We start from the raw sequence: 13,370 nt of genomic DNA, 5'->3' as shown, positions 1-13,370 counted from the left end.
TGTCGGTGGGGCTGGCTACCCTGGACTGGAGATGAGTAGTGCTACCGGAGAGTCCAGTCGTCCCGCCCCGGCGGGGCGGGCAGCCCAGCGCATCCTCGCCGCTCGCGCGGCGCGTTCGTCCGCGCCCGGCGGCGGTGAGCGTGCCGGTGCATCGGGAGGATCATCCCCGACCGAGCCCGGGGACGAGCTGCTCGAGGGCCTGAATCCGCAACAGCGGGCGGCGGTGCTGCACAGCGGGTCGCCACTGCTGATCGTCGCGGGTGCGGGGTCGGGCAAGACGGCGGTGCTCACGCGGCGTATCGCGTATCTGCTCGCGGCGCGCGGCGTCGGGTCCGGCCAGATCCTTGCCATCACTTTCACCAACAAGGCAGCAGCCGAGATGCGCGAGCGTGTGTCCGGGCTGATCGGGCCACGGGCATCGTCGATGTGGGTGTCGACCTTCCACTCGACATGCGTGCGGATCCTGCGAGCGCAGGCCGGGTTGCTGCCGGGCATGAACTCGAACTTCTCGATCTACGACGCCGACGATTCGCGGCGCCTGCTCACGATGATCGTGAAGGAGACGGGCCTGGACGCGAAGAAGTTCGCGCCCCGAGCCCTCGCCACGCACATCTCCAACCTGAAGAACGAGCTGATCGACCCCGAGCAGGCGCGTTCCGACGCCGCCGAGACGGGGGAACCGTTCGCGAAGATCGTCGCCGACGTCTATACGACGTATCAGGCGCGGCTGCGCGGTGCGAACGCCTTCGATTTCGACGATCTGATCGGTGAGGTCGTCGCGCTGCTGCAGGCGCACCCGAACGTGGCGCAGTACTACCGGCGGCGGTTCCGGCACGTGCTGGTCGACGAGTACCAGGACACCAACCACGCCCAGTACATGCTGGTGCGGGAGTTGGTGGGGCACAGCGACTACGCCGATGCCGACCGCGCCCCGGACGAGGTGCCGCCCGGTGAGCTGTGTGTGGTCGGCGACGCGGACCAGTCGATCTACGCCTTCCGCGGCGCCACGATCCGCAACATCGAGGAGTTCGAGCGAGACTTCCCGGATGCCGAGACGATCCTGCTCGAGCAGAACTACCGGTCCACCCAGACCATCCTGTCGGCGGCCAACGCTGTCATATCCCGTAATGCCGGCCGTCGCGAGAAGAAGCTGTGGACCGACCACGGAGACGGCGAGCTCATCGTGGGCTACGTCGCCGACAACGAGCATGACGAGGCGCGGTTCGTCGTGTCGGAGATCGACACCCTGACAGCACAGCACGGTTACGCGTTCAGCGACGTGGCGGTCTTCTACCGCACCAACACCGCCTCCCGCGCGCTCGAGGATCAGCTGGTCCGGCACGGCATCCCGTACAAGGTGGTCGGCGGCGTCCGATTCTACGAGCGCAAGGAGGTGCGCGACCTCATCGCCTACCTGCGCGCGATCGACAACCCGAACGACACGGTGAGTCTGCAGCGCATCCTCAACACGCCGCGCCGTGGCATCGGGGACCGCGCGCAGGCCTGCCTGACGGTGCATGCCGAGAATCGGGAGGTGAGCTTCTACCAGGCGATTCTGGATGCTGTCGACGGCGGCGTCGCGATGCTGAACCCGCGCTCACGTAACGCGATCGCCACGTTCGCCGGGCTGCTCGCGGACCTGCGGAAGACCGCCGCGGATCCGGATGCCGACATCGGCGACCTGCTCGAAGCGGTGTGCGAGAAGACGGGGTACCGCGCGGAGCTCGAGGGCTCGAGCGATCCACAGGACGGCGCCCGCCTGGAGAACATCGACGAGCTCGTCGGCGTCGCGCGCGAATTCGCTGCGCAGGACTTCACCGACGTCGAGGTCGAGGAGGGCGCCCCCGAGCCCGATTCCCTCGCCGCGTTCCTCGAGCGGGTCTCGCTGGTTGCGGATGCCGATCAGGTGCCCGACGAGGGCCAAGGCCTCGTCACGCTCATGACGCTGCACACCGCGAAAGGACTGGAGTTCCCCGTCGTGTTCGTGACCGGCTGGGAGGACGGACAGTTCCCTCACATGCGCGCCCTGGGCGACGAGAGCGAGCTCGCAGAGGAGCGGCGGCTGGCCTACGTCGGGATCACGCGGGCGCGTCAGCGCCTCTACGTATCTCGCGCGATGGTGCGATCGACGTGGGGCGACCCTATGGCGAACCCGGAATCCCGGTTTCTCACCGAGATCCCGCAGCACCTCGTGGACTGGCGGCGCACCGAGCCGCGCCGCGACTCGGGAATCGAGCGTGGCTTCGGGCGCGAGTTCGGTAGTAGGCGTGGTGTTTTCGGCGGCTCCGAGAGCGGCCCGGGCTGGCAGAGCCGTCGCTCGCGGGGAGACGCGCCGTCCATGGGCCGCACCAAACCACGTCAGAGCAGGCTGAAACTCGCCGTGGGGGACCGGGTCTCGCACGATTCTTTCGGACTCGGCGTGGTCACCGCGATCAGCGGCACGGGGCCGATGGAGCGCGCGACCTTCGACTTCGGCACCGGCAACGCGGTCACGTTGATGACGTGGGGCGGGCTGCCCATGGAGAAGCTGTAGTCGTGACCGACTCGGCGGCGCTGCCGGTCGGCGACCTCGAGGAGTTCCGCCCAGCGCTGGTCCGACACTGTTACCGCATGCTCGGGGGCGTGGCGGATGCGGAGGACGCGGCCGCCGAGGCGCTCACGCGCGCCCTGGCGCGGGCGGACCGTTTCACGCCCGGCCGGCCGCTCGCCCCGTGGCTGTACCGCATCGCCACCAATGTCTGCCTCGACGAGCTGCGTGGGCGCCATCGTCGGCTGCTCTCCACGTCATTCGGGCTCGAATCGGAACCCGGTGCGCCGCTGGGCGACCCGCTGCCCGATGCGATGTTCGTGGAGCCCGTGCCCGATCCGGGCGATATCGCCGTGGAGCGCGAGGGCGTGCGGCTGGCTTTCGTCGCCGCGCTGCAGTGGCTGCCCCCACGCCAGCGTGCGGTGCTGATTCTGCGCGACGTCCTCGCATTCACGGCCGACGAGACGGCGGCGATCCTGGAGACCAGCACCGCCGCCGTCGTGAGCCTGCTGCAGCGGGCGCGCACCACGCTCGTGGCGCGGCGAGGCGCACCGTCGGATGCATACGCCCCGCTCGACCCGGTGCAGGCGGATCTGCTGGCGCGCTACGTCGACGCGTTCGAGCGGCACGATGTCGAAGCGTTCGCTGCGTTGCTGCAGCGCGACGCGATCAGCGATATGCCTCCGTTCCGGTGGTGGGTCCGTGGGCGGTTCACGATCGCCCGGCTGCTGGCGCTGGGCGGGTGCGACGGCGCAAAGCTCGCGCCGGCGGTGGTGAGCGGCGGGCCGGGCTTCGGTCAGTATCGCCCCGACCAGGACGGTGTCCTGCGGCCCTTCGCGCTGGTCGCGCTGGAGATCCGGGGACCGCACGTGTCCCGCATGACCACGTTCCTCGGCACGGCGGAACGCTTCGGCGAATTCGGGCTGCCCGCTGTTCTCGAGCGATAGTTTTCGCGGCGCTTCTCCGTAGTACCTATGGCAGGACGTCCTGCCGACGGACAAAGGAGCGGTCATGGACCTGTACGTGACGACGGTGGCCGAGCGGAAGCGGCTTGCCGGGCTACTGGCGGAGCATCCCGAGGCCTGGGGTGCGGACTCCCTGTGCGCGGGTTGGCGCGTGCGCGAGGTCATCGCGCACCTGACCATGCCGTATCGCTACCGGATTCCGGCGATTCTGCTCGGAATCGACCGTGCACGAGGCGATTTCAATCGCTTCTCGAACCGTGCCGCGCTGCGCGATACAGAGCTCCTGTCCGATCCGGAACTGCTCGAGAACTACGCGGACAACGCCGAGAGTCGGTGGACGCCGCCGGGTGGCGGGCAGGTCGGTGCGCTGTCGCACGACGTGATCCACGGGCTGGACATAACAATGCCCCTCGGCCTGCCGGAGCCGGATCCGGCGGTGACCGGGACGGTGCTGAGCGAGGTCCGCCCCAAGCAGCTGAAATATTTCGGCGTCGATCTGACGGGGGTCAGGCTGGAGGCATCCGATGCGGACGTGGCGGTGGGATCCGGGCGGGCGGTGACCATGTCTGCCGCAGAGCTGCTGATGATCGTGACGGGGCGCAAGGCCGTGCCACGGGTGGTCTGAGCTATCCGGCGTAGTTGCCGAGCGAGATGCCGCGCTGGGCGAGCCAGGGCAACGGATCGATCTTGGTCTTGCCGTCCTTCCAGACCTCGAAATGGAGGTGGGGGCCGGTGGAGTTGCCACGGTTGCCGACGGTGGCGATCTCGTCGCCCGCCATGACCTTCTGGCCCTTGCTCACCGTCATCGTGTTGACGTGGCCGTACACGGTGATCGTGCCGTCGGCGGCCTGCAGGCGGACCCAGAGTCCGAAGCCGCTCGCCGGGCCGGCGTCGATGATGGTGCCGTCCTCGACCGCGACGATCGGGGTGCCGATGGGCGCCGCGATGTCGACGCCGGCGTGCATCGCGCCCCAGCGGCCGCCGAAGACCGACGTGAAGGTGCCCTTCGCGGGGAGTACGTACAGCGGCCGCTGCGTCGCCGCGATGGCCGCGTCGGAAGCGTCTTTTCGGGCCTTGCCCTCGGGCAGCACATTCGAGAACTGCTGCATGTCGTTCGGGGCGGGCAGCTGAGCGGCCCGTGCGTTCGACGGATCCTGCACGACGGGGGCGTCGGCCGGCGCCCCCGCGGGCGCCTTGCTGGACGGGGCGCCCACGGCCAGACCCGCGACGGTGGCACCCGCCGCGATCGAGAGGAGGGCGAGGCGGCCCTTGAGAACGTGCGGAGCCTGGGGTACGCGGTGGCGGCCGCTCGTACGGACGGGAGCGGGCTGCGTGCGGGGCTCGGCGGGGGCCTCCGGTTCAGTGGCCTCGACGAGGTCGGTGGGCTCGGCTTCGGGCGCGGCGGTGCGGTACTCCTGGACGACCGACTCCGGGATGACCAGGTCCTGGGTGATCTCGGCGGTGCCGGGGTGATAGACGAGTGCGTTGCTCGCCTCTTCGGCCTCCGGCCAGGACTCGCTGTAGGCGTCCTCGAGGCGACGCTCCAGCTCGTCGAGCGGGATGATCGCGGTCGGGGTGTCCATCACCTGGGCAGCGAGGCTGGCGCGGCGCTCGTCACCATATGCCATACGATCAACCAATCCACTCTAGTAAAGTCATGCTTGGGATCACTGAATGATCACATTCGTGACCGATCTGTGATGCACGCCAGCCGACGATAACGAAAAGGTTGCGGCCCTACAACCCGTTCCCGGCATGTCGGGGTGTCTGTGAATCCTTTCACAGGATTTGTGACCCGAATCATGCCGGGTCGCCCGATCCGCGCGGATAGCGTCGGCTCGTGCAAGACATCCCTCTCCTGGTTACCGGCGGAACGGTCTTCGAAAACCCTCACCTATCGCACGAGGACGGTGCCCTCCTCCTCGCAGGCGGCCGCGTCGCGGCGGTCGGCGCGTCCGTTGACGTCGAGGAGGCCGCCGCCCGACTCGGGTCCGGCGTCGAGCGCATCGATGCCCGCGGGCACCTCGTCCTCCCCGGGTTCGTGAATCCGCACTGGCACGAGGTCCTCGGCCGCGGGGCCGCCGCGCTCACGGGAAGGGGTGCGCGGCCCGAGCCCTTCGACGACCGCTTCGACGTGCCGGGCCCGTTCGCTCACGGCGGTGACCTGTGCCGCCTGTCCACCGACTTCGATCGGGGCTATCTGTTCGGAGCGTCCCTGGAACCCGCCGAGGCGCGAGCGATCGCCGATTACTCCGTGTGGGTGCAGCTGCGCTGCGGCACGACGATGCTCGGCGACTTCGGTTCCATGAACACCGCCGACGCCCTCGTCGGCGCCGTCGAGCGGATCGGTCTTCGTGCCGCGCTCTCGGTGTGGGCGACCGACGGTGCCTGCAACCCGGGCTTCGAGCGCACGCGCCCCGCCGACGCGGTGCTCGCCGACTTCGACACGCTGCGCGAGCGCACCGTCGGCTGCGAGCGCGTGACCACGATGCTGTCCGCGATCTACCCGTCCAATCTCAGCGACGAGCTCGCACGCGGCATGGTGGAGCGGTCCGAGGCATGGGGAGTGCCGCTCGCCACGCACGTGGGTGCCCTGCCCGACGAGGTGGCGCGCACGACCGAGGCGTTCGGCGTCAGTCCAGTGCGGCGGCTGGCCCGGCTCGGCTGGTTGGGGTCGCGCACCGTGGTCGCGCACACGGCGTGGATCGACGACGGCGAGGTGGATCTCCTCGTCGACGCCGGCGTGCACGTCACGCATTCGCCCGCGAAGTACGGCCTCTCGGGCGAGTCCGCGGTGTCGGGCACCGGACGGATCCGCGAGTTGGCCGCGCGCGGGCTGTCGGTGTCCCTGTCCACCGACGGGGAGGGTATGCCGACGGGCGGGATGATCGAGGCGATGCGAGCGGGGATGCTCATGCACAACGAGTCTGCGTCCGACAACACGGCGGTCGTGCCCTCGCGCGCCCTGGAGATGGCGACGTCGGCCGGTGCCGTCGCGCTCGGAGCAGGGGACCGCCTCGGGACCCTCGGGGCAGGCCGCGCCGCCGACGCGGTCATCGTGCGTGCCGACGACTGGCGGTACCTGCTGCGCGCCCGGCCGCTCGAAGGGTTGGTGACGCTGGGCTCGTCGGCGGACGTGCGCACCGTCGTGGTCGGAGGCCGGGTCGTGCTGCGCGACGGATGTTCGACGCTCGTGGACGAGGACGCGCTGCGCGCGGCATACGTGGACGCCGTCGCCTCGGTGGGGCGACGGCGGTTCGGCGTGGACCCGGCGCTACTGCGGCGCACCCGGCCGCAGGCGGAGGAGGGCCGGGCTACGGGCGGGTGAGCGCGGGATCGAGGCGCACCTTGTCGTCGGCCGTGTCGTAGTCGTACAGCTCCGCGTACCGTCCCCAGTCGATCGCGATGCGTATCTGGCGCTCGGCGTCCTCCTGTGCGAAGCTCCGTCGGAGGAGGTCGACGAAGAAGCCGAGTCGCAGGCTGCCATCGGAGCTGGACTCGAGCGCGCGGACGATCGTGCGCACCAGGGGTGCCCGCCTGCGGACGTGCTCCGCGAACACCTCCTTGGCTCCGGTGATGCTTGCGGCCACGAATTCCCTTCCGGTATCGGTGATCTCGATCTCATTGCTGCCCATAGAGACGAAGCCCAGGAGAGCTGCGGCGTCGACGAGCGGCAGCAGGTCGTCGATCTCGAGATGGAGCTCGCCCGCGAGTTCCGGTAGGTCCGCGTCTCCGCCGCGCGCCGAGACGATCTCGACGAGGCCGGCCAGACCGCCGACGGTGGCGTCGGGCAACGGGCGGCCGACGGGAGTCGCGTTGGAAGCGGGCGCGCTGACCTCGGGTGTGGTGTCGCGGCCCGTGAGTGTGCCGTAGAGCTCGCCGACGAGAGCCGCGAACTGGGGCGCATTCCTGTTGCGAGGGCGCGATATCCGGACGTGGGTCTCGTGCACGATGTGCCCGGGCTTGCTGCCGAGGACCACCACCCGATCGGCGAGGAGCACCGCCTCCTCGATGTTGTGCGTGACTATGCAGACGCTCTTGGTGGGGAAGTCCCGGTGCGTCCACAGCTCCGTGATCTCGTTGCGCAGGTTCTCTGCGGTGAGGACGTCCAGCGCCGAGAAGGGCTCGTCCATGAGCAGCAGATCGGGCTGCAGAACCAACGCACGAGCGAACCCGACGCGCTGTCGCATGCCGCCGGAAAGCTCACGGGGATACGCGGATTCGAAGCCGTCGAGACCGATGGTGTCGATGGCTTCGAGGGCGCGCCGGCGGCGTTCGTACCGCGGTATCCCGCGGGCTGCGAGACCGAGCTCGACGTTGTCCTGCACGGTGAGCCACGGCATGAGGGCGAAGGACTGGAACACCATCGCGGTGCCCGGGTTGGCCCCGCGGAGGGGTTTGCCGTTTGCATCGACGGTGCCGGAAGTCGCGGGGATCAACCCGGCGATTATGCGCAGGAGCGTGGACTTGCCCGATCCGGAACGACCGAGCAGGGCGACTATCTCTCCCGCGTCGATCGTCAGCTGGATGCCGTCGAGGACGGTGAGGGTATCTCCTTTCGCGCTCTCGAAGCTCTTCGTCAGATCGCGCAGTTCGATCAGTGGGGTGGTCATGGTGATCCTTCGTGTCGAAACGGATATCGTCTGTGTCAGAGGGAGTATCGACGCTCTGCCAGGGAGTAGAGGCGACGCCAGAAGGTCGCGTTGGTGATGACGACGAACGCGCACATGACGGCGATGCCCAGCAGTAGATGCGCAGCGTGGCCCGGTGCCGTGGACGCGGTCCACCGCGCGATGTAGTCCCCGAGTCCGTGCGCATGGTAGGTGGTGCCGTTGTAGGTCATTATCTCCGCGACGATCGAGGCGTTCCATGCGCCGCCCGCCGCGGTGATACCACCCGTGACGAACGAAGCGAACACGCCGGGCAGCAACACCTTCCGCCATCGGAGCGCTCGGGTTAGGCGCATGTCGTCGGCGGCTTCGAGGAGATCGCCCGGAATCGCCGACGCGCCAGCGATCACGTTGAAGAGGATGTACCACTGGGTGCCCAGTGCCATGAGCACTATGCCGCCGAGATCCAGGGGGATATGCGCCGCGAGGAAGGCTGCGGTGACCATCGGGAACAGGAAGTTGGCGGGGAAGCTCGCGCAGATCTGGATGATCGGCTGCAGCGGGCGCGAGAGCCGCGGGCGAAGCCCGATCATCACGCCGATCGGTACCCAGATCACCGTGCATACCGCCATCAGCACGATGACGCGCGACATGGTCGCGAGTCCGAGCAGGAGCGTGTGACCCACCTCGTGCAAGCCCGCCTCGCGGTACACGACGTCAGCGACGCGGAACACCGTATACGCCAGGACCGTTGTGACCGCGGTGGCGAACACCAAGTCGCCCGCGCGGCGGCCGATGGTGCCCGCGGGTGGCGTGGTTCGCCCTCCTATCGCACCGAAGACCCTGTCGCACAGTTCGATCACCGGTCCGGCCAGGCGGCCTATGACCGCGGGCAGATGGGAGCGGCGGAGGATCGCCAGGGCGGCGGAGCGGGGCTCGCGGCCGGACTCCGTGTCCTCGATCCGGAACCGCTCGGCCCACGCGGTGAGCGGGCTCCAGAAGAAGACGTCGACCGCGATCACGACCACCACCATCGTGAGGATCGCCCACCAGACATCGCCCAACCGCCCGCCGTCCGATGCGGAGGCGACGTAGGCCCCGATGCCGGGCAGTGCGTAGTTCTTCCCGGACACCGAGACCGCCTCGGAAGCGGTGAGGAAGAACCAACCGCCGCCGAAGCTCATCATCGCGTTCCACACCAGCGGTATCAGCGAACTCGGCACGTCGAGTCGCCAGAACCTCTGCCAGCGAGTCAGTCTCAGGCCGACGGCGGCCTCGCTGAGATCGCGAGGTTGGCTCACCAGGCTGTGATAGAAGGAGAAGGTCATGTTCCATGCCTGCGATGTGAAGATCGCGAAGATCGCGGCGCACTCCAGGCCCAGCGTCGAGCCGGGGAACAGCGCCAGGAACAGCGTCACGGTGATCGAGAGGAAGCCGAGGATCGGTACCGACTGCAGTATGTCCAGGATCGGGAGCAGCACCGCCCGGGCGCGTCGGCACCGCGCCGCGGCCGTGGCGTAGACGAACGTGAAGAGCAGCGACGCGGCCAGTCCGATGAACATCCGCAGCAGCGAGCGCGCCGCGTAATAGGGGAGATGCACAGGATCGGTGTCGATCGTGCCGGGGGCATCCGCGATGTTCACGGACGCGCTCATTCCCTGTCCGACGCGCACTACTGCCCAGATCAGTGTGATGGTGCCGACGAGGACGAGCAGGTCGGCGGCCACGGAGCGCCCACGGAGCGGCGCGGGGGCGCCCGCGGGCACGCGGACGGTGCGGGCCGGACCGGCTGTCGCGCGGCGTCGGCCGAAGCGTGTGACGGCCATGGCTACATGTCCTTCTCGGCGGGGGCGAGGACGTTCCAGCTGACGCGTGTTATCGACGGCTCGAGGCTGAGGCGGCTGACGGCCGACTCCATCGCGCGGTCGTCGCGATCGTCGGATGCGAGAGTGGCACGGACCTCCACGCGGCCGTCCTCGGTGTTCTCGCTCGCGATCGACTGCAGGTGGAACGCGGTTCGGGTGATCGTCTGCACCACTGAGATCCGCACGTGGGCCTCGGCATCGTCGGTGGTGACGGCCACGAACTCGTAGGTGCTCGGCTCCTCGCGCCCCGCGGTGTCGGGTGCGCGGTCGACGGCGTGGCCAACGCTCCGGAGCGCGGTGTTCACGGAGACCACGGCGGCCGTGCCGATCAGTACCGCCAGATACAGACCGGAACCGGCGAGCGCCCCTACGGCAGCTGAACACCACAGCGTCGCAGCGGTGTTCAGCCCGCGCACCGTGAGGCCATCGCGCAGGATGACGCCGCCACCGAGGAAGCCGATGCCCGAGACGATCTGGGCCGCGACGCGAGTGGGATCGCCGCCGGCGAAGCCGTAGGCGGACAGCACGACGAACAGCGTCGCGCCGAGCGCCACGAGGGCGTTGGTGCGCAACCCCGCCATCCGCGCGCGGTATTGGCGTTCGAGTCCGATCAGCGTGCCGGCACCGACGCCCGCCCCGATCCGGAGAATCATCTCGATAGTGTTGATGTGCATGGCTTCTCGCCCTCCGTGCGCGACTGGGCCCGCCTTCGCCGGCGCTGCGGCGCGCGGTGCGAGGGCGAGTGGAACGATGCCGCGTCAGCGGCTGTGAGTATGTGCGGTGGCGGTTTCCGCGCTGGCAGTCCCGTCGGCGCGCTCGACTAGCGCGTCACGGGGCGAGCGGTGCGGACACCGCGTCTGTGACTTCCGTCGGGCATCCGTCACCTCCTCGCGTCGTCGCCGATCCCTCGGCTTCGAATTCGGCGCAGGTGCGCAGGAGGAAGTCCCCTCCAGGGGACAGGTGCTCCTCCAAGTCAGACCTTCGGCACTTCGCGGCGTGAACCCGCCTGTGGCGGGAGCCAATCGGGGGCCACCCTTAATCCGGATGACCCTGTCCTGACCCGGGGCGTCTCTCGACGTTCGGGGTCGCTGGCCTGTATCCGCGAAGGAGCCTCAGCGAACGATCGGCACCTTGCCGGATAAGAGTTGCACGATTCCCGGGAGACGCGCAAGCCCGAGTAATGTGATGCCGCATGGAATCCGGCATCGAGGACAGCGTGACGCCGCGGGAGCGCGCGAAGGCGGCCCGGCGACGTGAGCTGCTTGCTGCGGCCGCGCGCCTCATGGCGGAGCGCGGATACGCCGGGGTCCGCCTCGAGGACATCGGCGCCGCCGTCGGGGTGTCGGGTCCCGCGATGTACCGCCACTTCTCGGGTAAGCAGGACGTGCTCGCGGCACTGCTGGTCGAGATCTCCGAGCACCTCTACGGCGGCGGGCGCGAGGTCGTCGAGCGGCATTCCGATCCGGCGGCCGCACTGTCGGAGCTCGTCGACTTCCACGTCGACTTCGCGGTGACGGAGCCGGATCTGATCCGCGTGCAGTACCGCGATCTGTGGTCACTGACCGAGGAGGACGCGAGAACCGTGCGTCGCCTCCAACGGCGCTACGTGGAGACCTGGGCCGCCGAGCTGACCCGGCTGGGCGGTGAGCTACCTGCGAACCGCGCCCGCGTGCACGCCGTGTTCGGCCTGCTCAACGCAGCCCCGTCCCTGCCTGTGATGCCGGAGGACGAGTTGCGCGGACTGCTCCGGTCCATGGCCGTCGCGGCACTCGGGTTCGGCTGATCCGGACCGGGTCCGGGCTTGCCAAGTGGCGCGCGCCACCCTACGCTTTCAGTTATCAGTCATTAACTCGAATCGAGGGAGTGCCGGTGTCGTTCCGGGAGCAGCACGAGGCGGGCGTCGCGGAACTGCGCGATCGGCTGCGGCGGGTATCGCAGGGCGGGGGGGAGCGCGCTCGGGAGAAGCACCTCGCTCGGGGCAAGCTCATGGCCCGCGAGCGCATCCGCCGCCTGCTGGACCTGGGCAGTCCCTTCTTGGAGGTGGCGCCCCTGGCCGCCGAGGACATGTATGGCGGACGGGCGCCGTCGGCCGGTGTCGTCGCAGGCATCGGGACGGTGAGTGGCCGGCAGGTGATGATCGTCGCCAACGACGCCACGGTCTCCGGCGGAACGTACTACCCGGTCAGCGTCAAGAAGCACCTGCGGGCGCAGGAGATCGCGCAGCAGAATCGGCTCCCCTGCGTGTACCTGGTCGACTCGGGTGGAGCGATGCTACTCAACCAGGACGAGGTCTTCCCGGACCGAGAGCACTTCGGCCGCATCTTCTACAACCAGGCCAACATGAGCGCCGCCGGGATTCCGCAGATCGCAGCCGTGCTCGGCAGCTCCACGGCGGGTGGCGCCTACGTCCCGGCGATGTGTGACGAGACCGTCATAGTCCGCGAGCAGGGCACCATCTTCCTGGCCGGCCCGCCGCTCGTGAAGGCGGCGACAGGGGAGGACGTCACGGCCGAGGACCTGGGTGGCGGTCTCATGCACTCGACGGTATCCGGGGTGACAGACCACCTGGTCGACTCCGATGACGAGGCTCTCGCGCGTGTCCGGAAGATCATCGCGCGACTGGGGCCGCTGGGTACGCCGCAGTGGGACGTGGCTCCGGCCAGGGACGCGCCCCGCCCGCAGACCGACCTCTACGACGTCGTCTCCACCGACTCCAGAGTCGGGTACGACGTACGTAAGGTGCTGGAAATCGTCTGCGACGGGGGCGAATACGACGAGTTCAAGGCCGGCTACGGGACGACGCTGGTGACCGCGTTCGCCCACATCCACGGTCATCCGGTCGGGATCGTCGGCAACAACGGCGTCCTGTTCTCCGAGGCCGCGCTCAAAGGCGCGCACTTCATCGAGCTGTGCGATCGCCGTCGCATTCCGTTGGTCTTCCTGCAGAACATCACCGGCTTCATGGTCGGCAAGCAGTATGAGCAGGGCGGCATCGCGAAGAACGGCGCCAAGATGGTCACGGCCGTCGCATGTGCTCGAGTGCCGAAATTCACCGTCATCGTGGGTGGTTCGTTCGGAGCCGGCAACTACTCCATGTGTGGACGCGCCTACTCGCCGCGCTTCCTGTGGATGTGGCCGCACGCGCGCATCTCGGTCATGGGCGGACCTCAGGCCGCCGACACGCTCGCATCCGTGCGTCGCGACCCGGAGGGCGTCGAGGAGTTCAAGCAGTCGGTGCGTGAGCAGTTCGACCGCCAGTCACAGGCGTACTATTCGACGGCGCGACTGTGGGACGACGGCGTCATCGACCCTGCCGACACCCGTACCGTCCTCGGCCTTGCGCTGGACGCCGCTCAGTACGCCCCGCTAACCGACGTCGGCTACGGCGTCTTCCGGATGTGAG

General features: G+C 68.8%; 10 protein-coding genes and 1 riboswitch. Of the genes, 6 read left to right on the top strand and 4 right to left on the bottom strand.

Translation table 11 applies throughout. The annotated features are described in order from the left end of the window. Window positions 1–31 precede the first annotated feature (31 nt). The 3 genes from pcrA (at window position 32) to P0W64_RS09110 (ending at window position 4,117) form a co-directional block, all read left to right on the top strand. The gene (pcrA, locus tag P0W64_RS09120) at window positions 32–2,533 is read left to right on the top strand and encodes a DNA helicase PcrA (protein WP_275479776.1); all 2,502 of its coding nucleotides are present in this window, start codon (window positions 32–34) and stop codon (window positions 2,531–2,533) included. 2 nt (window positions 2,534–2,535) lie between these two features. After that, window positions 2,536–3,474 carry an RNA polymerase subunit sigma-70 gene (locus tag P0W64_RS09115; RefSeq protein WP_275479775.1) on the top strand — a complete coding sequence of 313 codons (939 nt, stop codon included), beginning with the start codon at window positions 2,536–2,538 and terminating at the stop codon, window positions 3,472–3,474. Between the two features lie 64 nt (window positions 3,475–3,538). Continuing rightward, window positions 3,539–4,117 carry a maleylpyruvate isomerase family mycothiol-dependent enzyme gene (locus tag P0W64_RS09110; RefSeq protein WP_275479774.1) on the top strand — a complete coding sequence of 193 codons (579 nt, stop codon included), beginning with the start codon at window positions 3,539–3,541 and terminating at the stop codon, window positions 4,115–4,117. A gap of 1 nt (window position 4,118) precedes the next feature. On the opposite strand, the gene P0W64_RS09105 is transcribed toward P0W64_RS09110, so the two are convergent. After that, window positions 4,119–5,120, bottom strand: coding sequence for a peptidoglycan DD-metalloendopeptidase family protein (locus P0W64_RS09105; protein WP_275479773.1), 1,002 nt, complete (start codon window positions 5,118–5,120; stop codon window positions 4,119–4,121). A 212-nt stretch (window positions 5,121–5,332) separates the two neighbouring features. Here P0W64_RS09105 and P0W64_RS09100 point away from each other — a divergent pair, with 212 nt between their 5' ends. After that, window positions 5,333–6,820, top strand: coding sequence for an amidohydrolase family protein (locus P0W64_RS09100; protein ID WP_275479772.1), 1,488 nt, complete (start codon window positions 5,333–5,335; stop codon window positions 6,818–6,820). Here P0W64_RS09100 and P0W64_RS09095 read toward each other — a convergent pair. The 3 genes from P0W64_RS09095 to P0W64_RS09085 are packed head-to-tail and all read right to left on the bottom strand — an operon-like array spanning window position 6,807 to window position 10,635. Further along, a complete protein-coding gene (locus P0W64_RS09095; protein ID WP_275479771.1) occupies window positions 6,807–8,105 on the bottom strand; it encodes a nitrate/sulfonate/bicarbonate ABC transporter ATP-binding protein in 1,299 nt (432 codons plus the stop codon). The genes P0W64_RS09100 and P0W64_RS09095 overlap by 14 nt on opposite strands. 35 nt (window positions 8,106–8,140) lie before the next feature. Beyond that, window positions 8,141–9,928, bottom strand: coding sequence for an ABC transporter permease subunit (locus P0W64_RS09090; RefSeq protein WP_275479770.1), 1,788 nt, complete (start codon window positions 9,926–9,928; stop codon window positions 8,141–8,143). Window positions 9,929–9,930: 2 nt separating this feature from the next. Next, complete coding sequence (locus P0W64_RS09085; RefSeq protein ID WP_275479901.1) at window positions 9,931–10,635, bottom strand: MgtC/SapB family protein; 705 nt, start codon at window positions 10,633–10,635, stop codon at window positions 9,931–9,933. 291 nt (window positions 10,636–10,926) lie between these two features. Then, a riboswitch (M-box (ykoK) riboswitch) is annotated at window positions 10,927–11,098 on the bottom strand. Between the two features lie 61 nt (window positions 11,099–11,159). Between P0W64_RS09085 and P0W64_RS09080 the strand changes: the two genes are divergently transcribed. Together P0W64_RS09080 and P0W64_RS09075 are read left to right on the top strand one after the other, a co-directional pair. Beyond that, a complete protein-coding gene (locus tag P0W64_RS09080; protein WP_275479769.1) occupies window positions 11,160–11,750 on the top strand; it encodes a TetR family transcriptional regulator in 591 nt (196 codons plus the stop codon). A gap of 86 nt (window positions 11,751–11,836) precedes the next feature. Further along, window positions 11,837–13,369 (top strand): carboxyl transferase domain-containing protein, encoded by a 1,533-nt coding sequence (locus P0W64_RS09075; RefSeq protein ID WP_275479768.1) that lies wholly within the window; start codon window positions 11,837–11,839, stop codon window positions 13,367–13,369. Window position 13,370: the final 1 nt, after the last annotated feature.

The sequence above is a fragment of the Tsukamurella sp. 8F genome (genome assembly GCF_029167375.1).
Lineage (GTDB): Bacteria > Actinomycetota > Actinomycetes > Mycobacteriales > Mycobacteriaceae > Tsukamurella.
Note: the sequence above shows the minus strand (reverse complement) of the source record. Positions and strands in the feature narration are given on the sequence as shown.

Excerpts from the sequence above, each read along its gene's own strand:
- P0W64_RS09110 (WP_275479774.1), top strand. The coding sequence starts at position 3,539 with ATGGACCTGTACGTGACGACGGTGGCCGAGCGGAAGCGGCTTGCCGGG.
- P0W64_RS09095 (WP_275479771.1), bottom strand. The coding sequence starts at position 8,105 with ATGACCACCCCACTGATCGAACTGCGCGATCTGACGAAGAGCTTCGAG.
- pcrA (WP_275479776.1), top strand. The coding sequence starts at position 32 with ATGAGTAGTGCTACCGGAGAGTCCAGTCGTCCCGCCCCGGCGGGGCGG.
- P0W64_RS09105 (WP_275479773.1), bottom strand. The coding sequence starts at position 5,120 with ATGGCATATGGTGACGAGCGCCGCGCCAGCCTCGCTGCCCAGGTGATG.
- P0W64_RS09080 (WP_275479769.1), top strand. The coding sequence starts at position 11,160 with ATGGAATCCGGCATCGAGGACAGCGTGACGCCGCGGGAGCGCGCGAAG.
- P0W64_RS09090 (WP_275479770.1), bottom strand. The coding sequence starts at position 9,928 with ATGGCCGTCACACGCTTCGGCCGACGCCGCGCGACAGCCGGTCCGGCC.